Origin of the sequence: Azospirillum formosense (assembly GCF_040500525.1) — a bacterium.
Classification (GTDB): domain Bacteria; phylum Pseudomonadota; class Alphaproteobacteria; order Azospirillales; family Azospirillaceae; genus Azospirillum; species Azospirillum formosense_A.
This window is the reverse complement of the sequence record NZ_CP159402.1, coordinates 2,217,957-2,238,496: the sequence shown is the minus strand read 5'-3', so window position 1 is coordinate 2,238,496 and position 20,540 is coordinate 2,217,957. Positions and strand designations below refer to the sequence as shown.

Genomic DNA, 20,540 nt, shown 5'->3' with positions numbered 1-20,540 from the left:
CAAGCAAGGAATGCCCGGCCAACGAATGTCCGGCCAACCTATATTCCGCGGACCTTGACGCGCGGCTTGGCCGTGGCGGTGCTGGGGGTGGCGGCCCTGACGCTCGGCGCCTGCGCCAGCCAGAGCCAGAACCGTTACAGCCACCGGGACGTCGGCCGCGCGACCTCGGTCGATTTCGGCACCGTGATGGCAAGCCGTCCGGTGGACATCCAGGGTCAGAACACGGGGGCCGGCGGGCTTGTCGGCGCCGCCGCCGGCGGCCTTGCGATGTCCAACGTCGGCAAGGGCTCCGGCAACGTGGCGGCAATCCTGGGCGGCGCGCTGGTGGGCGCCGTGGCCGGCGCCGTGGCGGAACAGGCGATCTCGGACCGCACGGGGATCGAGTATGTGGTGACGCTGGCCACCGGCCGCACCATCACCATTGTGCAGGAGCAGGCGGCCAACGAGCCGGTCTTCGCCCCCGGCCAGCGCGTGATGGTGCAGGCGAACGGCACCTACCAGCGCGTCCTGTCCGCCGATCATCTGCCGACCGAAACGAGCCGCCCGAAGGGCATCGCAGTGGTGGATTGAGGCCGGGCGCTGGGTGCCGACGCCCCGGCACAAGGCATCCTTCCGCCTGTTGAGCCGATGGAGCGAGGACACGGCGTGAGGGAGGGGCGTCCGATGCCGGGCGGAACAGGGACAATGGCGATGTGTCTGCGGTCGTCACTGAGGGGTGGGGCCATGGCGTCGGCGGTCCTCGTGGCCGCCTGTGCCGGGCTGAGCCCGCCGCCCCAGGCCGCTCCCGAGCCCGGCGCGGTGAGCGCCCTCGACCGGCTGAGCCCGAGCCGCTGCAACGGGGCCGTCGCCTCCTCCCTCGCCGGGGTGCGGATACCGGTGTCCGACGTCCGCTATCTCGCCTATGGCCTGTATCGCAACATACCCGGGGACATCGTCGGCTACGATGCGTGGGTGGGTTTGAACAGCCAGCCCGGCGCCGTGGTGGTGCAACTCGACGAAGTCTGCACGCCGCGCCAGATCTACGCGCGCGAGGGCGCCCGGCTGCCCGACGCCCGATGACGCGCCGGCCGCTCCCCTTTGCTCCGTCCCTGCGTCCCGGATGAAAAAGCCCGGATAAAAAAACTGCCACTAACCCAGGGGGCTAGCGGCGAGTTGAACAGGGAGGCTTCACGTCTGGGAGACGCGAAGCTCTGCATTCTCCACGGTTCGCAGCGGTTCACGAAAATGACAAATCATAGGATAACTCATTGATATTCATGATGGTAGTAGTTCGTTGGGGTTCGTGGCCGTTCGTGCCAAGCCGGTATAGAATGGGACCCCGTTGGGACCCCAGAGCTATGCCATGCAGAAGTTTCTCACCGACCCCCTGTTGGGTTCGCTGACTCCCCCAGCCACCGGGCGCCTGTCGATCACCGACCTTCGCGAACCCGGCTTGGAGTTCCGTATCTCTGCCGGAGGTTCCAGGTCGTGGCGCGTCCGCTATCGCGTGAAGGGCGTTGCTGGCCGCAAGGTCGAGACGATAGGGCCATACCCGACCTTCTCCCTTGCCGATGCCCGCGACCGTGCACACGCCATCACCAGCGCCGCCAAGAAGGGCATCGATCTGCCCGAGCGGGAGAAGCGTGACGAGGAAGAGGCCAAGCGTGCCGAGCAGCGCCCGAAGACGGTGGCCGACCTGCTGACGCGCTATGTGAACGACTATTGCAAGGCCAACCAGCGCCGATGGGAACAGACCGACCGTCTCTTCACGGCGCATGTTGTCCCGGCTATCGGAACGAAGGCGCTGGATGAGGTGCGCCGTGCCGACATCGTGGAACTGCTGGACGACCTCCAGAACAGGAAAGGGCTGAACGCCCAGGTCAACCGGGTGCGGTCACAGGTGATGGCTGCCTTCAATTGGGCTGTGGAGCGCGATTTCATCGACGTGAACCCCGCCGCCACGGTGAAGAAGCGCAAGAAGATCGAAACGCCACGGGCGCGTATCCTGGAGGACGTGGAATTGGTCGCGATCTGGCGGGCGGCTGACTCCCTCACGTATCCGAGCAAACAGATCGTCAAGCTGATGATCCTCACCGGGCAGCGCCGCGACGAAGTGAGGTGCCTCCCATGGGTAGAGTTGCGCGCCGACCTGTGGGTGCTGCCCGGCGCCAGGAACAAGGGCCGGCGCGATCACGAAATTCCGCTTCCCGCTGCCGCGGTCGAATTGCTGACGGGAACGCTGAAGGGGCGCTCGCAGATTGGCCCCTTTGTCTTCTCGTGCGACTCGGAGGGGAAGAGGCCCTACGCCGGCATGAAGCGCCTGAAGATGATCCTGGACCGGGAGAGCGGCGTGAAGGACTGGACCCTTCACGATATCCGCCGCACGGTGGCAACCGGGCTTGGCCGACTCGGCGTTGCCCAGGACGTGATTGAACGGGTGCTGAACCACGGGCGCGGCATCCTGGAGAAGACCTACAACGTCCACCAGTACCGGGACGAGAAGCGCGTAGCGCTGGAGGCGTGGGCTCATCATGTGGATAGCCTCGTCACCGGGAAGGAGGCGAAGGTGGTTGCGCTGGCCGGACGCGCCAAGCGTGGGTGACTGTCAGCCCGGCCTTGCCCCGGTGTCATGCAGCACCGACCTTCACCTCAGGCGCGGCTAGGTTTGGCCGCCGAACGCCGGGTCCCTGCCCCGGCCCGCCGCGCCGTCTTCCCCAGCAGGGCCGCCCGCAGGGGGCACTATGTCCAGCCGCGCACGCCCCGTCCTCCGGCTTCCAGATTTGCCGGCAAAATACAACGATCTGATTTCGCTGATCGACAATGGGACTCTGGAAGACCCAACGTGGCCGTACACGCCTGCCGAGTGGGAGCGCATTCGAAACCACCTTTCTGGGGCGCCCGACCCCACCGACCTTGAACCGCTCCTAAAGGCGGCGCGCCGCTTTGCAGTCTACCAACGGTCGAGCCAAAGCCGGAAGACGCCGAACCCAAGAGCGGAGATGCAGCGGTACGAAAGCGCACTGCGCGAAATGGAACTGGCCTTCGAGAACCTGTCATTTGAAACAAGGCGGGAAGTAATGCGCGCGGCTGGCGAGTTGTCCTTGCTCGGCCTGCAAAACCCATCCAATAGGGTGGACAATCCGTATGAGCATTACCGGAAAACATGCGCTCTTCGGACCGCGCTTTTTAGAGAAAATGACCTGGGTGGACCACCCCTTGGACCCCCACACACCAAACTCCAGCTTTACTTGATCCGTGAGGCAGACCGCACCTTTGACCGTCTCAAAGGTGGAGAGCGCGGTCGCCCCGCATTCATCGCCGCAACCATTAAACCGTTCGTGGGAGCAATGGAGCCCAAAACGCTGCAAGGCAAAATCACAAAAGCGCGCGAGTTGTTTCCTTAGCCCTGAATAAAACCACCCAATCGAGCCGACTTTTCTGGGGCGAATAGCCTCCCGGCTATGCGCGATCATCACGCAGTTCCGAGTCCGCAAGGATCTTCACGAATTGCGAGGAAAGCATGAGCGCGCCCGAACCGTCCTTTGTCGACCGTTCCACCGCCCGCCGCTTGCTGGGCGACATCGGCAACACGACCTTGCACGCTTTGATCAATGCGGGGCGGCTGAAGAGGGTCAAACTCGGTGCCAAAACCCTCATCACCATGGAGAGCATCCGTGCCTTGGCGGAAAGCCTGGAGGACGAGTAGTGCGCCGCCCGCCCGACTTCATCCGCCGCTGGATGAAGGCGGTGGTGGTGTGGCTCGGCATGAAGGGGCTGATCCCCCTGTGGCTGGGCGACTGGCTCATCCAGCGCGGGGGGCTCAGCGATGCGTGAGCCCGCGTACCCCACCTCGTTGAGGCTGATCGCACCGAAGCTGGCGAAGCTGCTGCCCGTCCTAAGTTCCGATAAGCCGGGCGAGGTGGTCAACGCCGCCGCCGCAATCACCCGCGCGCTGACAGCCGCCGGCACGGATTGGCACGACCTCACCGCCTTGCTCACGGCGGCGCCTGCTCCGCCGCAGGGCGCCACCCCGCACCAGGGGGCAGCGCCCGCGCCGCGTCCAGGCCCCGTCACCTCGTGGGGCGCCGCTCGCCGGCTGTGGGAGAACCCCGCCCTGTTGAACGACTGGGAGCGCGTTTTCGTCTCTTCCATCCTGGACCGGCTGAGGTCGGGGAAGCCGCTTTCCGAACGGCAGGCCGCCACCCTTACGCGGGTTTACCGCCGGCACCTCGGAGGTGGGCGATGAGCCTCGACGCCTCGAAGCTGGTCTGGCGGCATTCCAAGGCGACCGGGAGCGCCCTGGTGATCCTGCTGGCGCTGGCCGACCACGCGAACGAAGATTTCGAGGCGTGGCCTTCCGTTCCCACCCTCGCCCAACGGGCGAGGCTGACCAACCGTGGGGTGCAGAAATTGCTGCGCCGGCTGGAGGCAGATGGGGAAATCACCCCCGTCAGGATCGGGCCGCGCGGGGTGACCGTCTATCGCATCACCTGCGGCACCCCCGAACGCCTGTTCACCCCTGAACAAGCGTTCACCCCTGAACAGGTGTTCACCCCTACCCCCGAACAGGTGTTCACCCCACCCCTGAACAGGCGTTCACCCGAACCATCAAGGAACCATCAAGGAACCATCATAGACGGTGTGGATGGGCTTGGGATTGGGTCTGCCAACGGTATTGGGGCCAGCGGTTCGCCTCCCGGTCAGGCCCACGCGTCCGCTGCGTCTGGCAGCCAACCCCATCGAGCCGGGGCAGCCTCCCGGAAGAAGGCCGGGTCGGCGGCGAAGATCGACGCGGCCTTTGCCGAGTTCAGGGACCATTACCCGAGCCGGGCGGACCACGGCAATCCCGTCAAGCCGGCACGCGAGGCGTTCGCTGCCGCGGTCAGGCGTGGAGCCGATCCCGAAGCGATCATCCGTGGCGCCGAGAACTATGCCGTGCTCGTGGACCAGCAGGGGACGGACCCCCGCTACGTCGCGCAGGCCGTGACGTGGCTGCGTCAAGAACGCTGGACCGAATACCAGCGCCGGCCCGATCCGGTCCGGCGGGACGATGGACTGTGCTGACCATGACCCTCGCTGAACGCCTTCTTGAACACGGCATCCGCCTCTCCTCCTACGGCCAGGGCGGGCACAAGATCGTCTGCCCGCGGTGCAGCCACACCCGCCGCCGCCACAAGGCCGACCCCTGCCTGTCCGTGACGGTGGACGACGACGGCGCCGTCTGGAACTGCCACCATTGCGGCTGGACCGGCAACGTGGGCGCCCAGGATCATGACGCCCCTGTCCCGAGCCCCCGGCCCCGCAAGCCGAAGCCGGTCAAGCTGGCCTTCACGCCCGGCACCTTGCCGGAGGGGGTGGTGGAGTGGTTCGCCAGCCGCGGCATCAGCCGCGCCACCCTGGAAGCCGCGGGCGTCACCTGCGTCCAGACCTGGATGCCCGGCTGCGCGCCCGGCGCCACGGTCGGCGCCATCGCCTTCCCCTACCGCCGGAACGGCGAGGTGGTCAACGTGAAGTACCGGACCCGCGGCAAGCGGTTCAGGCAGGAAAAGGACGCGGAGAAGGTCTTCTACAACCTCGACGGCATCGCCGGAGCCAGGGAAGTCATCATCGTAGAAGGCGAGATCGACGCCCTGAGCCTGCTCGAAGCCGGGTTCGTCAACGTCCTGTCCGTGCCCGATGGCGCCCCGCAGCGGGTGAGGGAAGGCGACATCGACCCTGAGGACGACGCGAAGTTCGCCTACGTGTGGAATTGCCGCACTGAACTGGCAGGAGTGGATAAGATCGTCATCGCCACTGATGCGGACGAGCCGGGCAAGGCGCTGGCCGAGGAACTGGCCCGCCGCTTCGGTCGGGAACGCTGCTTGCGCGTCGAATGGCTGGCTGCCGATGGGACCCTGCGCAAGGACGCCAACGAGGTGCTGGCGAACGATGGTCCCGCCGCCCTGCGGGATGCCATTGCGAGCGCCAAGCCGTGGCCGATCCGGTCCCTTCATGACACCGACGACTTCCGGGAAGCGGTTCTGAGCCTCTACCGCGACGGGCGGAAGCGGGCGCGCTCCACCGGCTGGACGAGCCTCGACCCTTACATGACGATCCGGGAAGGCGAACTGTCGGTGGTGACCGGCATCCCCAACAGCGGCAAGTCGGAGTTCATCGACGCCCTGATGGTCAACCTCGCGTGCGATCACGGATGGCGGTTCGCCTTGTGCAGCTTCGAGAACCCGCCGGACGAGCATCTGTCCAAGCTGGCCGAGAAGTACACCATAACGCCCTTCTGGGATGGGCCGCGACCGCGCATGACCGAAGCCGTGCTGGCCCGCACTCTGGACTGGCTTCGGGAACGCTTCGTCTTCATCCGGGCCGACGACGTGGCCCCAACACTGGAATGGGTGCTGGAGGCCGCCGCCGCCGCGGTGATGCGCTACGGCATCCGTGGGTTGGTCATCGACCCGTGGAACGAGATCGAGCACCACCGGCCCGCCAACATGACGGAGACGGAGTACGTCAGTCAGGCGCTTGGCAAGATCAAGCGGTTCGCGGCACGGCACGGCGTGCATGTGTGGCTCGTAGCGCACCCGGCGAAGATGCAGCGGGAGGCAGGGAAGTTCCCGGTGCCCACCCTTTACGACATTTCCGGGTCCGCCAACTTCGCGAACAAGGCCGACCTGGGGGTGGTGGTGCATCGTGTTCCCGAAGCGTACCCGCCCCGCACCGAAATCCACATTCGCAAGTGCCGCTTCAAGTCGGTGGGCCGCCTGGGCATGGTGACGCTGGCCTACGACACGGTGACGGGGCGGTATTCCGACATATCCGAACTCTCCGCCTCCCGTGACGATGCCGGAACGGAACATGGGCGTGGCAGGCGACCCCGCTGGGGCGGCGATGATTGACGCCGGTTTCGGTCCCTTAGTCCGCAACCTCAACCCGCCGAGCGCGCCGCCCGATCCCGTGCGCTGGCCGCGCTGGTGCGGGTCTTCGCCGGCCCCGCCTCCGGCCCGCTGGTGGCCGCTCTCCACCGTCTGGAATGCGATGCCCAGGCCGCGGACGAGGCGTTGGCCCTGTTCGACGCCCTGCCGGCCCGCCCGCGGTGCGACGCACTCTCCGCCTACGCCGCCCTTCACGCAGGCCGCCACGCCGCCCGCTGACCCGGCACGGGGCATCAAGAACGGGTGCCGGGCTTGATCCCTTGCACGATGCCGGTCCGGGGCTCCAGCACCAGACGCGCGTCCAGCGCCTCCACCCAGCAGGCCAGCAGGAAGGAGCCCGGCGCCCTCATCCTGGCTTCGTACTTGCCGACCAGGGCATCCGTGACGCCGATGCGGTCCCCAAGCTCGTCTTGCGTAAGGCCCAACTGCTGGCGCCGCGCGATCAACTGCGGCAGCAGGTCGCCCGTCCACAGATCGTGACGCCCCGTCACGGCGACACCCGCCCTTCGAGACGGGGGCCGTGGCTCCCGGCACCGTCCTGCGACCCATCGTGCAGCACGAAGGGACCCCGCCCGTCGCCAAGGTCGATGTTGACGATCAGCACGCCATCGGAAGACGGCTGCTCCTTCGGCGGGATGTAGCCGGCCCGGTTCGCCAAGTCCTTACTGGCCTCCAGCCGCACGTACTCCGACTTCGCCATGTCGCCCAGGAATTCGATGTTGGCGAGCGCCTTGACGCCCCTGCGCTTCATCGCATCACGCACACGCCGGTCCAGTTCCTCTTGAACGTGCGGCTTCCGCAGCGCCAACGAAAGAGCTTCCCGGCGCATCCCAGCGCTTTCGGCTGCATCGGTGATTGTGCGGGCGCCGTGTACCAGGGCGTCGAGGCCGGCGCTCAATTTGCGCGAAATCCCGCGGTGCCGGGGCCGTTCCCGTTCCACGTTCACCGGACCGGAACCGGGCTTGGCGGGCAGCGTGCTCATTCGTTCCTCCGTCAGCTTCGACGCTCCGCACCAGATCGGGAGCGGGTGGGATTATAACTGAAAAGCATCCGCTATCGGATGGTTTCTGTTGGGTAGGCTTCGGGGAAAGCTGGAGGACACCGAACCTTTCGCGGAAATTTTACGGGAGCGATCCCTCCCCCCGCGGCAGGGCCGCGGTTTTCAACCCCCACCCCCTCCAAGCCGAAGGGTAGGGGGGTGTCTTGTGCTGGCCCAGCACACGGTGCGGACAGGGCCGGGGCCCCCATCCTGCACCTCACCCCTGACCGCAGACCGCAGGCGGTGCGATGGTGCATTCGCATGCCGGCATCCAACCTGCGGAAGCATGCCTCTGGCAGCCCGTTGGGAGTCCATGGAGTCGCCCCAGACGTTGGCCGCTGGGGCAGTAGCTCCCCACCCTTCAGGCCGCATCCAGCGGACTCCCAGGCTTGCCGCAACTGATGTCAATCAGCGCAAAGGCAGCGGCGCCCTTTGCGCTAGGCCACGGGCATGTGCTTCAGGATGAGCAGCAAATGCGGGCAGAACTGCCGCACTAGCCAAGCCTTCAATGTAATACCTTCCCTTGAGCCCGGCGGCGAATATGAAGCACCGTTCCCCAAATAACAGCAAGCTGAACCACAATGAGCGGCGGAAAAAATAAAAGAAGGAGAGTTTCGACGGTCCAGCAACATGCAACTATCATCACATAGTGAAGGCCGGTTTCTACGTCGCTCCCAAACCAATAAGCCACATTAAGGCTGAAAATGATCACAATTTGGAATATGAGAACTTCCATGCGGAAGCCCTCCAAAGAATTTGTTAATAACAACTAAAGTCATATCCCATTGGAATGCAGGTGCGTGAGCGCAATTGCTGAGCCCAGGCGTTGGTGCGCATCTCGTTGTCCCGAAGTGTTTGGCTGATCGCATCGTTCAGTTGAGCTTCGCGCGTCATAAGGCAGTTGGCGAAGGCATCTGTGCCCGGCTTAAATCCGTAGGCTGCACAAGCTTCTTGATGGTTGGTGGCGCAAGCCCCCAACAGCAACACCGTTGCAAGCATCACCCAACGCATGGCGACCTCACTGGGAAGTAGTGACTCGCAGCGATCATTTCAGAGGGAACCCGCCGCCAGCAACGCCGCGTCGGAGGTAAGCGCCTGGGCGGCACCCTGCCTGAAATGATCGTGCTCGACCGCCGCTCACCTCGGATTGGCAATCGCCCGGCTTGCCCCGGCATCGAGGCCGGGGCTCGCACCCCCGGCAGTCCAGGCGTCCGCACGCTCCAACTACTGGGCTGCCATCATACACCCGCCGGGGGCTGCGCCGGTCGGCCAATCCGGGCAAGCTACGTTCCGCCATGCGACGTGTGATGCTCGGCGTGGAATGGTGGTGAATCGCTCTTGACTTGCCGCAATGCGCGGAAATCAGGAAGGAGGGCTGGCGGATACGCTGGCTGCATTGACGCAAGCCAGGAAAGTTCGAAGCCCGCAGGGAGGGATTATGCCCAGCGGCACCCACCTTCATACCACGTTGGAGCGGAGGCACTACGTCCCGAGATGGGCAAATGGGCCGTCAATCTGCGAAATGTCGAGCCAATGTAGTTGGATAGCGGTGTGCGAGAGGGGCTACGAATGCGGTGAAGTTGTATTAGTGCGTATTTTATGCTATCTTCTGTGCTCCCGTCGTAAATAAGGATACCTGCCATGATTCCCTTCGAAGATTTTGAACAACAATGGCTTGAGGAAGTGCGTGCTGGGGAGCCGAGTACGACGGAATTAGGTCATCGCTTTGCGGAAAAAATCCTGCGCGATTGGCACGAAATCGACGCATCGTCATCAGAGATTATTCTGTGTGATGGTGCTGGCGATGGCGGCATAGACGCCGCTATTTTTATTAAAGAAGATTTGGCTGAGGGGGTTGAGGGAGATACATGGATTTTGGTCCAGAGTAAGTATGGCACGGCATACTCTGGGGGGGAAACTATCTCTGTGGAAGCTCAAAAACTGTTTGCTACCCTCGAAGGGAAGAGGGATAGCTTATCGTCAATGTCGAAGGAGCTTGTTGATCGGCTTCGTAACTTTATCGCGAATAGCGGCCCGAAGGACCGCTTGGAGTATGTGCTAGCTACAAATAGAAAGCTCAGCCCCGGAGAGCAAGAATACCTTCAGAATATTAAAGTAATAGGGCGATCAAAATTTGATTGGCTTTTCGATGTTGATGCTGTTTCTATCGAAACTATCTACAATAAACTTGCAGAAGAAGATGCATTTGGACCGGAAAAGATCAATGTGAAATTGCGAACTAATGTCGCAAGCGCGGGAGACATCCTCCTCATCGGTGCTGCCAAGCTTACTGATATATATAAATTTATGAATGATTACAGGATTATGTCGGGTGACCTCGACCTTCTGTATGAGAAGAACGTTAGAAAGTTCCTTGGTAGTAAAAAGAAAGTTAACAAAGGCATTGAGCAAACTATTGAATCTCACCCTGAACGATTTGGACTGTACAACAATGGAATAACCATTGTTGTTGAGGATGTTATCCGCAGCTCTACTGACGACAGCGAGGTAACGTTAGTTAACCCGTTTATCGTTAATGGCTGCCAAACCACTCGCTCAATCTGGTCAGTTCTACAGCGGCGCTTAAATTCAGGGGGAAGTGCCCCGACGCCTGAGCAAACGGCTTGGGAAACTCGACTTGGCAATGCTGTTGCAGTTACAAAAATCGTAGTGGTTGGTACAGAGGGTGATGAGCTACTAACAGAGACAACAAGATATACAAACTCTCAAAATACTGTTGGAGAAAAGGATTTCATCGCACTGGAGAAGGACTTTCGGTCGTGGGCGCCTGCCTTTAATTCCCGCTTTGGTGTGTTCCTAGAAATTCAACGCGGAGCGTGGGAGGCAAGGAAAGCCTATCAGCGGCAGCATCCCCTGGCGTTGCCTAAATACGCCGAATCCGCTAACGCCTTTGAGCTTCTAAAAGCTTACGCGGCTGGCTGGCTCTGTGAACCAGGAATAGCCTATGGAAAGAACCCGCCATTCGCTCCTGGCGGAACGTTGTTTAACAAAATCGTGAACGAGCCAGAGTTCGGCGTCGAATCTCTTTACGCCGCACACCTCATGCAGAAGCTCGCAACAGGATATGGTTTCGGTAGGGGTGCAAAGCAGCCGACCAGAGGGCAAACGCGCTATCTGTTCATAATGGTTGCCGTTGATCTTGTGAAAGATATCCTTATAAACAGCGGTAGTGGATATGGAAGTGCAAGCATTTCCAAGGCGATCATCGCTCTTGATAAGGGCGGCTTGCTCAACGAGATTGGAGAGGCTGCTTTGCAGCTTGTTGATGACTATCTTACAGATGGCAACGAGGATTGCTTGTTTAATGAATCGGAATTCAATAAACTCAAGGATTTGAACGCATTCCTCAAATCCGACAAACTTGGTAAAGGAGATGAGTTCTCTCCACTACTTCGGACGCAGATGTCTGTCACCAAAAAGAGCTTTAGAAAGAGCGCCCCTATCGCCAAAATGAGGCAAGTTATTTCTGATTACAACTGATGTTATGTGATCGGGCGCGCGGGGCAGTTGCGAACACCCGATCCGTACGTAAACGGGGAGTGTCATTCTCTAAACTTCCAAGGTTGCTGTACTGGACTGGGGAGGGTTCGCCCTCCCCGCTGGCGGTCATCGGAACGCCTGCCGAGAAGTTGAGTGAACCTTCGGCGGGTGCCCACATGATGTCCAGCATCAGCGGCATCAGCACGAAGGAGCAAGGCATCAGGTGCGGACAGCATCAACTTTGCCGGCGCCTGAGTGAGTCTTTGGAGCCGCCCCAACCTCGCCGCTTTGGGACCCCTATGGGACCCCAAGTTGCGCCTAGGCAAAAAACTGCCGGCTAACCTGTTGATTAGCCGGCGAGTTGAACAGGGAGGCTTCACGTCTGGGAGACGCTGGGTCCGAGGACCCAACCCCGGAAGCGGGCTTCCGGGACGAAACGCCGGATGCTGCGGCGCAACATCCAACGCCCAAGATTTGACCATTCTGCCCAAAGGATTCCATCCCCAAATATCCAATTCGGCCATGCGAGAACCGCATAGCTTGTAAGGGATTGAAGAAACGCGAAAAATTCGCGTGCGGGGGCGTATGGAACTGAAGAGTGGGTGGTCCCGCCGGCAAAGCGGCAATCGGATTGCAAAGATGCGGGACGGGTTTCGGTACAATCCGTACAAAAAGAAAGGCGCCCGGCATGGCTGGACGGGCGCCTGTGCAACAAAAACAGGCAAACACCTTGCCTGCACAATAGCTGGGCTGGGTCAGAAGGCCGACTCCGCCACCTTCTTGACCAGGAAGTCGCGGAACACCGCGATGCGCTTGGAATGGCGCAATTCCTCGGCATAGACGAAGTAGGCGTCGACCTTCGGGCCGTCCACGTCCGGCAGGACGCGCGTCAGCTCCTTGCTGCCGTCCACCAGGAAGTCGGGCAGGGCGGCGATGCCCAGGCCGCTCTCCACGGCGCGGTACATGGCGTAGATGCTGTTCACCTGGAGGATCGGCTTGCGCGCGCCCGGGGGCGGATCACCCACCTCGTTGATCCAGTTGACGTTGGCAATGGGCGCGCGGACGTCCGGCGGATAGGCGACGATGTCGTGCCCGTCCAGGTCGGCGCCGATCTTCGGCACGCCGCGCTTCTTCAGATACTCCTGGTGGGCGTAGAGATGGAAATGCACCGACATCAGGTGGCGCTGGATCAGGTCGGGCTGGCGCGGCGTGTTCATGCGGATGGCGATGTCCGCCTCGCGCATCGCCAGATCCAGCTCGTTGTCGTCGATCAGCAGGGTGAGCTGGATGTCCGGGTAGATCGACAGGAACTCGTTGACGCGCGGGGTCAGCCAGGTCGAGCCGAAGGCGACCGTGGTGGTCACGCGCAGCGGCCCCTTCGGATGCTCCCGGCTTTCGGTCAGCATCGCCTCGGTCATCGACAGCTTGGCGAAGACGTCGCGGGCGGTGCGGTGCAGAAGCTCGCCCTGCTCGGTCAGGATCAGGCCGCGCGCGTGCCGGTGAAACAGCGGCACGCCGAGGCTTTCCTCCAGCGCGCTGATCTGGCGGCTGACCGCCGACTGGCTGAGGTTCAGCGTCTCGCCGGCGTGCGTGAAACTTCCAGCCTCGGCCACGGCGTGGAAGACCCGAAGCTTGTCCCAGTCCATCATGCCTGTCTTGCTGCCCGCGCCCTGGCGGGAAGCCTCCCGTTCATTCTTGAAGACGGCGCATAGCCGCCATGCTCATTTATACCGGGAACGCGCGGCGAACGCACCCCCAACCAAAGGCGCACCGCATGAAAAAGAGCCAAGCTTGGTAAGAATTTTCCGATGTGCTGCGAAGAGCGCACATTTGTTTATCCCGCATTGTGGGATTTTTGCCGTTGCCGCAACCGAAGGACGACTTCGCTGCGCTGGATTTGCTCGGACGACAATCGAGGGCCGGCTCGGACACTGGGGACTCGGGGCAAGCGCCTCCTCCTTGTTGCGGCGGGGCCTCCACCCTTGCGCCGTTGCGCCGGGCGGCGGACGGGCGGCAAATCGGGTGTGACGCGGATTTGGGAAGGAGGGGTTCCGAATGCCCGATCAGCATCAGCCGGCGCTCAGCCGCGATCAGGTGATCGACATCTGCGGGCGTCTGGACGACATGCGCATCGCCAGCATCATCGGGACGGGCGCGACGCCCGCCGAACTGATGGAGGCCACCAGCTGGACCGGCGCCGACGATTACATGGGGGAGGCGACGCGGCATCCCCCCTCGGGTCGGGTCGCCCGCCTCCTGGAGCTTCTCAAGGCCGACGAGCCGGATTGGGAAGACCCCTGATCCGGCTGCGCCTGAACCGGCTGCGTTGGGTCAGGCCTCGGCTCAGTCGGCCGCTTCGAGCGCGCGGGGCGGCTCCTTGGCCCGCGCGCGGGCGCGGTGGCCGCTGATCTCGGCGCCGGCGTCGGGCGGCAGCCGCAGGAAGAACAGGGCCGACACGCAGGCCATCCCGCCGACCGTCAGGAAGGCCGGCACGAAGTCGGTGGGCGTCAGCGCGGCACCGGGGCCGCCGTTGACGCTCTGCGTCAGGTGCAGCACCGTCGCCCCGACCGCCACGCCCAGGCTGAGCGAGACCTGCTGCATCACGCTGGCCAGCGTGTTGGCGCGGCTCAGGCATTCCTTGGGCACCTCGGCGTAGGCCAGGCTGTTCAGCCCGGTGAACTGCAGCGAGCGGAAGAAACCGCCCATCAGCAGCGCGCCCAGGATGACCCAATGCGCCGTCTCGGGGCGGAAGGCGGCGTAGCTCGCCAGGATCAGGCCGCTGAGCAGCGCGTTGGCGGTCAGCACCCGGCGGAAGCCCAGCCGGCGCAGGATGGGACCGGCCAGCGCCTTCATGGTCAGCGCCCCGGCGGCCCCGGCGAAGGTCAGCGCCCCGGACTCGAAGGGCGTGCGCCCGAAGCCGACCTGGAGCATCAGCGGCATCAGGAAGGGCACGGCGCCGATGCCGATGCGGAACAGCGTGCCGCCCATGACGGAGGCAAAGTAGGTCGGCAGCCGCAGCAGCGAGGGGTCGAGCACCGGCCGCTCCATCCCGCGGGCGTGGCGCAGGTAGAGCCAGGCGGCGGCGAAGCCCAGCCCCAGCACCCCGGCGACCGCGGCGGGCGGCAGCACCCCGCGCCCCACATTCTCCAGCCCGAACATCAGCGCGGCCAGGGCCAGCGCGCTCAGCATGAAGCCGCGGCCGTCGAAGGGGTCGCGCTCGGTCTCCCGCACGTTGGGGATCAGGGTCAGCACCAGCGCGATCCCGATTAGCCCGATCGGCACGTTGATGTAGAAGATCCAGCGCCAGGAGGCGTAGGTGGCGATGAAACCGCCGACCAGCGGACCCAGCGCCGGGCCGATCAGCGCCGGCAGGGTCATCTGGGCCATGGCGGCGACCAGCTTCTCCTTGGGCACCGTCTTCAGCAGGATCAGCCGCCCGACCGGCACCATCATCGCCCCGCCCAGCCCCTGGACGATGCGCGCTCCCACCAGCTCGTACAGCCCGTCCGCCTGGCCGCAGAGGATCGAGCCGACGGTGAACACCCCGATGGCCGCCGCGAAGACCGTCCGCGTGCCGTAGCGGTCGGCCATCCAGCCGCTGACCGGCAGGAACACCGCCAGCGCCAGCATGTAGGAGGTCATGGCGAGGCTGAGCCGCAGCGGGTCCTCGCCCATCGACCGCGCGATCTCCGGCAGCGCCGTGGCGATCACCGTCGCGTCCAGATTCTCCATGAACAGGGCGCAGGCGATGATGAAGGGAATGTAGCGGGTGGCGCGGGGCATGGCGGGAGGCATGGCGGGGATGAGGCGGTGGGACGGGGGGTGCGGTTTTCCCAATCTGGACTTCCCCCGTCCGGAAACCACCGCTATGGCGCGAACCCTGGCATGCGCGGGCGCTCACCGCCCCTGGAACACCGGTTTGCGTTTCTCCAGGAACGCCCGGTAGCCCTCGCGGAAATCCTCCGTGGCGAAGCAGTGGTAGCATTCGGCGATCTCCGCCTCCGACAGCGGGGCGGGATCGGACAGGCGGCGAACGAACTGCTTGTGCAGGCGGGCGGCCAGCGGCGCCCCCCCGGCGATGCGCTCGCAGGTCGCGGCGATCTCGCCTTCGAAGGCCTCGTCGGCGACGAGGCGGTTGACCAGCCGCTTGTCCCTGGCCTCCTCCGCGCCGAAGACGCGGCCCTCCAGCAGGATCTCCAGCGCCGCCGGGCCGCCCGCGATGTCGTGGAGCAGCTTCAGCTCGGGCAGCGCCATGGAGATGCCGAGCCGGCTGACCGGCACGCCGAAGCGGCTTCCCGCCGTGCAGACCCGCAGGTCGCAGGCCAGCGCCACCGCCAGCCCGATGCCGCAGCAGGCGCCCTGGATGGCCGCCAGCGTCGGGTGCGGCAGCTCGCGCAGCAGGGTCAGCCCCTCGTCCATCAGCACGCCGTAGTCGGCGCCCTGCTCGGGGCTGTTGCGCTCCGTCTCGAATTCGGAGATGTCGGCGCCGGGGCTGAAGGCCCGCCCGCCGGCGCCGCGCAGCACCACCGCGCGCACCGTGCCGTCCGCGCCGAGCCGGCGCAGCAGCGGGATCAGCGCCTGCCACATCGGTTTGTCGAAGGCGTTCAGCTTCTCGGGGTTGCTGAGCGTCAGCGTGGCGACGACGCCGTCGCGCGTCAGGGTCACGGTGCCGGCCATGGCGTGTCGGGCTCCCCATCCATTCGGTTGCGTATGGGGCAGACCACAAACACCCGCGGCCCCATTCCGTCAAGGACTTCGCAGACCCCGCTTCCACTCTGGACCGGAGGCCCGCGGGTCCCCATAGTTCGTAGCCGGGACTTCACCGGACGGGAGATGACGCCGCGATGCGAACGGGATTGGCGCGAACGGGATTGGCCGCTTTCACCCTGGCCGCCGCTCTGGCCGCCGCCCCCATGGGCTCGCCCGCGCAAGCCGCGAAGGACGAGCTGGTGATCGGCATGACCCAGTTCCCGTCCAACTGGCACCCCTCCATGGAAGCGATGATGGCCAAGAGCTACGTCCTCTCCATGGCGCGCCGGCCCTTCACCGCCTACGATCCCGACTGGCGGCTGACCTGCCTGCTCTGCACCGAGCTGCCGGCGCTGGACAAGGGCACCGCGGAATACGAGACGCGGCCCGACGGCAAGAAGGGCATCAAGGTCACCTACACCATCAACCCCAAGGCGACCTGGGGCGATGGCACGCCGGTGACGACCGAGGACGTGCTGTTCACCTGGGCGGTCGGCAAGCACCCGCAGAGCGGCTACAGCAACTTCGACCTGTTCGCCCGCGACATCGTGGCGATCGACGCCAAGGACGAGCGCACCTTCACCATCCACCGCGACAAGGCGGTGTGCAGCTACGCCGAGATCAACGACTTCGAGATCCTGCCCGCCCATCTGGAGCGCGCGGTGTTCGAGGCCGACCCGGCGACCTACCGCAACCGCTCCAAGTACGAGACCGACACGACGAATCCCGGCCTGTGGTTCGGCCCCTACCGGATCGCCCAGGTCGAGCCGGGCAGCCATGTGGTGCTGGAGCCCAACCCGACCTGGTGGGGGGCGAAGCCGGCCTTCAAGCGGGTGGTCGTGAAGTCCATCGAGAACACCGCCGCGCTGGAGGCCAACCTGCTGGCCGGGCAGGTCGACATGGTGCCGGGGGAGACCGGCCTGCCGCTCGACCAGGTGCTCGCCTTCGAGAAGCGGCACGGCAGCCGCTACAACGTCTTCTACAAGCCCGGCCTGTTCTTCGAGCATGTGGAGCTGAACCTCGACAACCCGGCGCTGGCCGATCTGCGGGTGCGCCGGGCGCTGCTCCACGCCATCGACCGCGAGGCGATCTCCAAGCAGCTCTACGACGGGCGCCAGCCGGTCGCCCACAACGAGATCAGCCCGCTCGACCGCGTGCACGCGCCGGGCTACCCGACCTACGCCTTCGACCCGGCGCTGGCGGCCAAGCTGCTGGACGAGGCGGGCTGGAGCGAGCGGCGCGCCGGGGTGCGCCACAACGCCAAGGGGGAGCGGCTGTCGCTGGAGATCATGACAACCGCCGGCAACCGCTCCCGCGAGGTGCTGCAGCAGGTGCTCCAGGCGCAATGGCGGCAGGCGGGGATCGAGGTGCGCATCGTCAACGAGCCGGCCCGGGTCCTGTTCGGTGACACGCTGGAGAAGCGCCGCTTCAAGTCGATGGCGCTGTTCGCCTGGATCAGCGCGCCCGAGAACATCCCGCGCACCATCCTGCATTCCAGCATGATCCCGACGGAGGCCAACAACTGGGCGGGCCAGAACTACACCGGCTACCGGAACCCGGAGATGGACAAGGTCCTGGAGGACCTGGAGCATGTCTGCGAGCCCGACGCCAACCGCGCGCTGTGGGCGAAGCTGCAGACGCTCTACGCCCAGGACCTGCCGAACCTGCCGCTGTTCTTCCGCGCCGACCCGTTCATCCTGCCGCCCTGGCTGGAGGGCGTGGTGCCGACCGGGCATCTGGATTCCAGCACGCTGTGGATCGAGACGTGGAAGGCGAAGGAGTGAGAAAAGTCATACCGGCGATTGCCCCCACCCTAACCCTCCCCCGCTGCGCAGGGGAGGGGATGGCTCCTCCCCCTGCGCAGCGGGGGGAGGTTGGGAGGGGGGCTCCGCTCAGCGACGCTCGCAACACTCGATGACCCGCTTCCTCGCCTCCCGGCTGCTCCAGGCGCTGGTCGTCCTGCTGCTGATGAGCTTCGTCATCACCGTGCTGATGACGCTGATGCCGGGCGATCCGGTGGACATGATGCTGGCCGGCAACCCGCGCGCCACCCCGGCCGACGCGGCGCGGCTGAAGGCGCTCTACGGCCTCGACAAGCCGTTGCTGGACCGTTACTGGCATTGGCTCCAGGCGGCGCTGACGGGGGATTTCGGCTTCTCCCGGCTCTACGCGCAGCCGGTGCTGACGATCCTGCTGCCGCGGCTGGGCAACACGCTGCTGCTGCTCGGCGCGGCGATGGCACTGACCCTGGCGGTGGCGCTGCCGCTCGGCGTCTACGCGGCGCGGCGGCCCTACGGCTGGGCGGACAACGCCATCAACCTGTTCTGCTTCGCCGGCATCTCGGTCCCGGCCTTCTGGCTGGCGCTGCTGCTGATCCTGCTCTTCGCGGTGGAGCTGCAATGGCTGCCCGCCTCCGGCCTCGGTCCCGTCGGCGGGGAGGGCTGGTGGGAGCGGCTGCCCTACCTCGTGCTGCCGGTGGCCTCGCTGACGCTGGCGAGCATCGGCGGCTACACGCGCTACGTCCGCGCCGCGATGATGGGGGAGCTTCGGCAGGACTATGTCCGCACCGCCCGCGCCAAGGGGCTGGGGGAGGGGCGGGTGGTCTGGCGCCACGCGCTGCGCAACGCGACCATCCCCATCGTGACCATCGTGGCGCTGGAGTTCGGCGCCCTCTTCTCCGGCGCGCTGGTCACCGAGACCATGTTCGCCTGGCCGGGCATGGGCAAGCTGATCTACGACAGCATCATGGGCAACGACCTGAACGTGGCGCTGGTGGCGCTGCTGTTCGCCACGCTGACGACGTTGGCCGGCAACCTGCTGGCCGACGCCGCCTACGCCGGGCTGGACCCGCGCATCTCCTTCAAGGGGGACGGGGCGTGAGGGCCGGGCGCTTGAGGGCCGGGCGCTTCCTGCGGCGCTTCGCCCGCCACCGGCTGGCGGTGGCCAGCGCCCTGCTGCTGCTGGTCCTGGCGGTCGCGGCGGCCGCCGCACCCTGGGTGGAACAGTGGCTGGGGGTGGAGGCGACGGGCATCAGCCTGCTCGACCGCTTCGGCCCGCCGTCGGCCCTGCACCCGCTGGGCACGGACGAGCTGGGGCGCGACGTGCTGGTGCGGCTGCTCTACGGCGGGCGGGTGTCGCTGTTCGTCGGCGTGGCGGCGGCGCTGGCCTCCGCCGTCATCGGCACGGGAATCGGGCTGCTGGCCGGCTATTTCGGCGGGCGGCTCGACGATCTTCTGATGCGCGTCACCGATGGGCTGATCGCGCTGCCGCTGCTGCCGCTGCTGATCGTGCTGGGCGCCATCGACCTGACGCGGCTGGGCATCCCGCCGGAGGTGGCGGGGGCGGAGGACGCCAGCCTGCTGCGCATCGTCGTTCTGGTGGCTCTGTTCGGCTGGACGACGGTGGCGCGGCTGGTGCGCGGGGCCACCCTGTCGGCGCGGCGGCGCGACTATGTGCGGGCGGCGGTGGCGATGGGGGCGGGCAGCCGCCGCATCATGCTGGCCCACATCCTGCCGAACGTCGCCGCCCCCGCCGTGGTGGCGACGACGCTGACGGTCGGCAACGTGATCCTGCTGGAGTCGGTGCTGAGCTTCCTCGGGCTGGGCATCCAGCCGCCGCTGCCCTCCTGGGGCAACATGCTGACCAACGCGCAGGAGCTGGTGGGGACCGCGCCGCTGCTGGCGGTGTGGCCGGGGCTGTTGATCTTCCTGACGGTGATCGCCGTCAACCTGCTGGGCGACGGGCTGCAGGACGCTCTGGACCCGCGGGTTGTGGGGAAGCGGTAGTCATTGCTGCCCCCCACCCTAACCCTCTCCTGCGTCAGCGGGGGAGGGAAGGGGCCCGCGGCGAAGCCGTGGGAAGGGTGGGGGCAAGTGTCCCCTCACTTCTCCCTTTGAAACTTCGCCGCCCCCGCCGCCATCGGGATCAGCCGCACCGCATAAGGCGACGTCTGCATCTGTGCCACCGCCTGGGCCGGACCCGGAACGCGCTCGCGGTAGCCGACGACCACGTCGCCGCCGGCCGGTCGCGCGCTGACGATGGACACGCCGTAGCCGCCGGTGTCGCGCGGGCCGAGGAAGACCGCCGCGGCCATGCGGTCGCCGGGCAGAGGACCCGGCGCGGCTTCGCCGACACGGGCCCACAGGTCGTTCCATTCCTGCGGGTTGCGCGCGACGACATAGGCGCGCTCGTAGGCCTGGCTGCGGTCGCCCTGCCAATAGGTGCCGGGATCGGCGTCGGCGGGGAGCAGGGCTTGCGGCTCGGCCCCGTCGGGGGCGGTCTGGCAGGCGCCGAGAAGGGGAAGCGTGAGGGCGAGGGCGAGAAGCGTGGTGGTGGGGCGATTCATG

23 protein-coding genes are annotated in these 20,540 nt (G+C 65.3%); 15 read left to right on the top strand and 8 right to left on the bottom strand.

What is annotated here, in order from left to right:
• Positions 1–54 precede the first annotated feature (54 nt).
• From ABVN73_RS10695 to ABVN73_RS10650, 10 genes are all read left to right on the top strand, one after another.
• Positions 55–570, top strand: a complete 516-nt coding sequence (locus ABVN73_RS10695; protein WP_353857973.1) for a hypothetical protein — start codon at positions 55–57, stop codon at positions 568–570.
• Positions 571–723: 153 nt separating this feature from the next.
• Complete coding sequence (locus ABVN73_RS10690; RefSeq protein ID WP_353857972.1) at positions 724–1,059, top strand: hypothetical protein; 336 nt, start codon at positions 724–726, stop codon at positions 1,057–1,059.
• A 283-nt stretch (positions 1,060–1,342) separates the two neighbouring features.
• Positions 1,343–2,581, top strand: a complete 1,239-nt coding sequence (locus tag ABVN73_RS10685; protein ID WP_353857971.1) for an integrase arm-type DNA-binding domain-containing protein — start codon at positions 1,343–1,345, stop codon at positions 2,579–2,581.
• Between the two features lie 139 nt (positions 2,582–2,720).
• Positions 2,721–3,383, top strand: a complete 663-nt coding sequence (locus ABVN73_RS10680; RefSeq protein WP_353857970.1) for a hypothetical protein — start codon at positions 2,721–2,723, stop codon at positions 3,381–3,383.
• A gap of 116 nt (positions 3,384–3,499) precedes the next feature.
• Positions 3,500–3,685: a hypothetical protein gene (locus ABVN73_RS10675; protein ID WP_353857969.1), complete on the top strand. Its 186-nt coding sequence runs from the start codon at positions 3,500–3,502 to the stop codon at positions 3,683–3,685.
• Positions 3,685–3,813, top strand: a complete 129-nt coding sequence (locus ABVN73_RS10670) for a hypothetical protein (protein ID WP_353857968.1) — start codon at positions 3,685–3,687, stop codon at positions 3,811–3,813. Before ABVN73_RS10675 ends, ABVN73_RS10670 begins: the two co-directional genes overlap by 1 nt.
• Entirely contained in the window at positions 3,806–4,225 is a 420-nt protein-coding gene (locus ABVN73_RS10665) for a hypothetical protein (protein ID WP_353857967.1), read from the top strand. Before ABVN73_RS10670 ends, ABVN73_RS10665 begins: the two co-directional genes overlap by 8 nt.
• A complete protein-coding gene (locus ABVN73_RS10660) occupies positions 4,222–5,043 on the top strand; it encodes a helix-turn-helix domain-containing protein (protein ID WP_353857966.1) in 822 nt (273 codons plus the stop codon). Before ABVN73_RS10665 ends, ABVN73_RS10660 begins: the two co-directional genes overlap by 4 nt.
• Before the next feature lie 2 nt (positions 5,044–5,045).
• Positions 5,046–6,869: an AAA family ATPase gene (locus ABVN73_RS10655; RefSeq protein ID WP_353857965.1), complete on the top strand. Its 1,824-nt coding sequence runs from the start codon at positions 5,046–5,048 to the stop codon at positions 6,867–6,869.
• A 75-nt stretch (positions 6,870–6,944) separates the two neighbouring features.
• Positions 6,945–7,124 (top strand): hypothetical protein, encoded by a 180-nt coding sequence (locus ABVN73_RS10650; protein ID WP_353857964.1) that lies wholly within the window; start codon positions 6,945–6,947, stop codon positions 7,122–7,124.
• A gap of 14 nt (positions 7,125–7,138) precedes the next feature.
• Here ABVN73_RS10650 and ABVN73_RS10645 read toward each other — a convergent pair whose 3' ends face one another.
• The 4 genes from ABVN73_RS10645 to ABVN73_RS10630 all read right to left on the bottom strand — a co-directional run bounded on the left by ABVN73_RS10645 (position 7,139) and on the right by ABVN73_RS10630 (position 8,955).
• On the bottom strand, positions 7,139–7,396 hold the full coding sequence (locus tag ABVN73_RS10645) for a helix-turn-helix transcriptional regulator (protein WP_353857963.1): 258 nt from the start codon (positions 7,394–7,396) through the stop codon (positions 7,139–7,141).
• The gene (locus tag ABVN73_RS10640; protein WP_353857962.1) at positions 7,393–7,887 is read right to left on the bottom strand and encodes a hypothetical protein; all 495 of its coding nucleotides are present in this window, start codon (positions 7,885–7,887) and stop codon (positions 7,393–7,395) included. The genes ABVN73_RS10645 and ABVN73_RS10640 overlap by 4 nt, the downstream gene beginning before the upstream one ends.
• 562 nt (positions 7,888–8,449) lie before the next feature.
• Positions 8,450–8,680, bottom strand: a complete 231-nt coding sequence (locus tag ABVN73_RS10635) for a hypothetical protein (RefSeq protein ID WP_353857961.1) — start codon at positions 8,678–8,680, stop codon at positions 8,450–8,452.
• A gap of 23 nt (positions 8,681–8,703) precedes the next feature.
• On the bottom strand, positions 8,704–8,955 hold the full coding sequence (locus tag ABVN73_RS10630; RefSeq protein ID WP_353857960.1) for a hypothetical protein: 252 nt from the start codon (positions 8,953–8,955) through the stop codon (positions 8,704–8,706).
• 630 nt (positions 8,956–9,585) lie between these two features.
• On the opposite strand from ABVN73_RS10630, the gene ABVN73_RS10625 reads away from it, so the two are divergent.
• Entirely contained in the window at positions 9,586–11,445 is a 1,860-nt protein-coding gene (locus tag ABVN73_RS10625) for an AIPR family protein (RefSeq protein ID WP_353857959.1), read from the top strand.
• A gap of 755 nt (positions 11,446–12,200) precedes the next feature.
• Here the strand turns inward: ABVN73_RS10625 and ABVN73_RS10620 are convergent.
• Entirely contained in the window at positions 12,201–13,091 is an 891-nt protein-coding gene (locus tag ABVN73_RS10620) for a LysR family transcriptional regulator (protein ID WP_353859480.1), read from the bottom strand.
• Positions 13,092–13,500: 409 nt separating this feature from the next.
• Here ABVN73_RS10620 and ABVN73_RS10615 point away from each other — a divergent pair, with 409 nt between their 5' ends.
• Entirely contained in the window at positions 13,501–13,746 is a 246-nt protein-coding gene (locus ABVN73_RS10615; RefSeq protein ID WP_353857958.1) for a hypothetical protein, read from the top strand.
• Positions 13,747–13,788: 42 nt separating this feature from the next.
• On the opposite strand, the gene ABVN73_RS10610 is transcribed toward ABVN73_RS10615, so the two are convergent.
• Together ABVN73_RS10610 and ABVN73_RS10605 are read right to left on the bottom strand one after the other, a co-directional pair.
• Complete coding sequence (locus tag ABVN73_RS10610; RefSeq protein WP_353857957.1) at positions 13,789–15,228, bottom strand: DHA2 family efflux MFS transporter permease subunit; 1,440 nt, start codon at positions 15,226–15,228, stop codon at positions 13,789–13,791.
• 114 nt (positions 15,229–15,342) lie between these two features.
• Positions 15,343–16,122, bottom strand: coding sequence for an enoyl-CoA hydratase-related protein (locus ABVN73_RS10605; RefSeq protein WP_353857956.1), 780 nt, complete (start codon positions 16,120–16,122; stop codon positions 15,343–15,345).
• A 194-nt stretch (positions 16,123–16,316) separates the two neighbouring features.
• Between ABVN73_RS10605 and ABVN73_RS10600 the strand changes: the two genes are divergently transcribed.
• From ABVN73_RS10600 to ABVN73_RS10590, 3 genes are all read left to right on the top strand, one after another.
• Positions 16,317–17,978 carry a peptide ABC transporter substrate-binding protein gene (locus ABVN73_RS10600; protein ID WP_353857955.1) on the top strand — a complete coding sequence of 554 codons (1,662 nt, stop codon included), beginning with the start codon at positions 16,317–16,319 and terminating at the stop codon, positions 17,976–17,978.
• Between the two features lie 130 nt (positions 17,979–18,108).
• Positions 18,109–19,074, top strand: a complete 966-nt coding sequence (locus ABVN73_RS10595) for an ABC transporter permease (protein ID WP_353857954.1) — start codon at positions 18,109–18,111, stop codon at positions 19,072–19,074.
• On the top strand, positions 19,071–19,979 hold the full coding sequence (locus ABVN73_RS10590) for an ABC transporter permease (protein ID WP_353857953.1): 909 nt from the start codon (positions 19,071–19,073) through the stop codon (positions 19,977–19,979). Before ABVN73_RS10595 ends, ABVN73_RS10590 begins: the two co-directional genes overlap by 4 nt.
• A gap of 95 nt (positions 19,980–20,074) precedes the next feature.
• Here ABVN73_RS10590 and ABVN73_RS10585 read toward each other — a convergent pair whose 3' ends face one another.
• Entirely contained in the window at positions 20,075–20,539 is a 465-nt protein-coding gene (locus tag ABVN73_RS10585; protein ID WP_353857952.1) for a protease complex subunit PrcB family protein, read from the bottom strand.
• Position 20,540 lies beyond the last annotated feature (1 nt).

Excerpts from the sequence above, each read along its gene's own strand:
- ABVN73_RS10625 (WP_353857959.1), top strand. The coding sequence starts at position 9,586 with ATGATTCCCTTCGAAGATTTTGAACAACAATGGCTTGAGGAAGTGCGT.
- ABVN73_RS10630 (WP_353857960.1), bottom strand. The coding sequence starts at position 8,955 with ATGCGTTGGGTGATGCTTGCAACGGTGTTGCTGTTGGGGGCTTGCGCC.
- ABVN73_RS10660 (WP_353857966.1), top strand. The coding sequence starts at position 4,222 with ATGAGCCTCGACGCCTCGAAGCTGGTCTGGCGGCATTCCAAGGCGACC.
- ABVN73_RS10595 (WP_353857954.1), top strand. The coding sequence starts at position 18,109 with ATGACCCGCTTCCTCGCCTCCCGGCTGCTCCAGGCGCTGGTCGTCCTG.
- ABVN73_RS10655 (WP_353857965.1), top strand. The coding sequence starts at position 5,046 with ATGACCCTCGCTGAACGCCTTCTTGAACACGGCATCCGCCTCTCCTCC.
- ABVN73_RS10585 (WP_353857952.1), bottom strand. The coding sequence starts at position 20,539 with ATGAATCGCCCCACCACCACGCTTCTCGCCCTCGCCCTCACGCTTCCC.
- ABVN73_RS10615 (WP_353857958.1), top strand. The coding sequence starts at position 13,501 with ATGCCCGATCAGCATCAGCCGGCGCTCAGCCGCGATCAGGTGATCGAC.
- ABVN73_RS10665 (WP_353857967.1), top strand. The coding sequence starts at position 3,806 with ATGCGTGAGCCCGCGTACCCCACCTCGTTGAGGCTGATCGCACCGAAG.
- ABVN73_RS10610 (WP_353857957.1), bottom strand. The coding sequence starts at position 15,228 with ATGCCCCGCGCCACCCGCTACATTCCCTTCATCATCGCCTGCGCCCTG.
- ABVN73_RS10675 (WP_353857969.1), top strand. The coding sequence starts at position 3,500 with ATGAGCGCGCCCGAACCGTCCTTTGTCGACCGTTCCACCGCCCGCCGC.
- ABVN73_RS10640 (WP_353857962.1), bottom strand. The coding sequence starts at position 7,887 with ATGAGCACGCTGCCCGCCAAGCCCGGTTCCGGTCCGGTGAACGTGGAA.
- ABVN73_RS10635 (WP_353857961.1), bottom strand. The coding sequence starts at position 8,680 with ATGGAAGTTCTCATATTCCAAATTGTGATCATTTTCAGCCTTAATGTG.
- ABVN73_RS10605 (WP_353857956.1), bottom strand. The coding sequence starts at position 16,122 with ATGGCCGGCACCGTGACCCTGACGCGCGACGGCGTCGTCGCCACGCTG.
- ABVN73_RS10620 (WP_353859480.1), bottom strand. The coding sequence starts at position 13,091 with ATGGACTGGGACAAGCTTCGGGTCTTCCACGCCGTGGCCGAGGCTGGA.
- ABVN73_RS10685 (WP_353857971.1), top strand. The coding sequence starts at position 1,343 with ATGCAGAAGTTTCTCACCGACCCCCTGTTGGGTTCGCTGACTCCCCCA.
- ABVN73_RS10690 (WP_353857972.1), top strand. The coding sequence starts at position 724 with ATGGCGTCGGCGGTCCTCGTGGCCGCCTGTGCCGGGCTGAGCCCGCCG.
- ABVN73_RS10680 (WP_353857970.1), top strand. The coding sequence starts at position 2,721 with ATGTCCAGCCGCGCACGCCCCGTCCTCCGGCTTCCAGATTTGCCGGCA.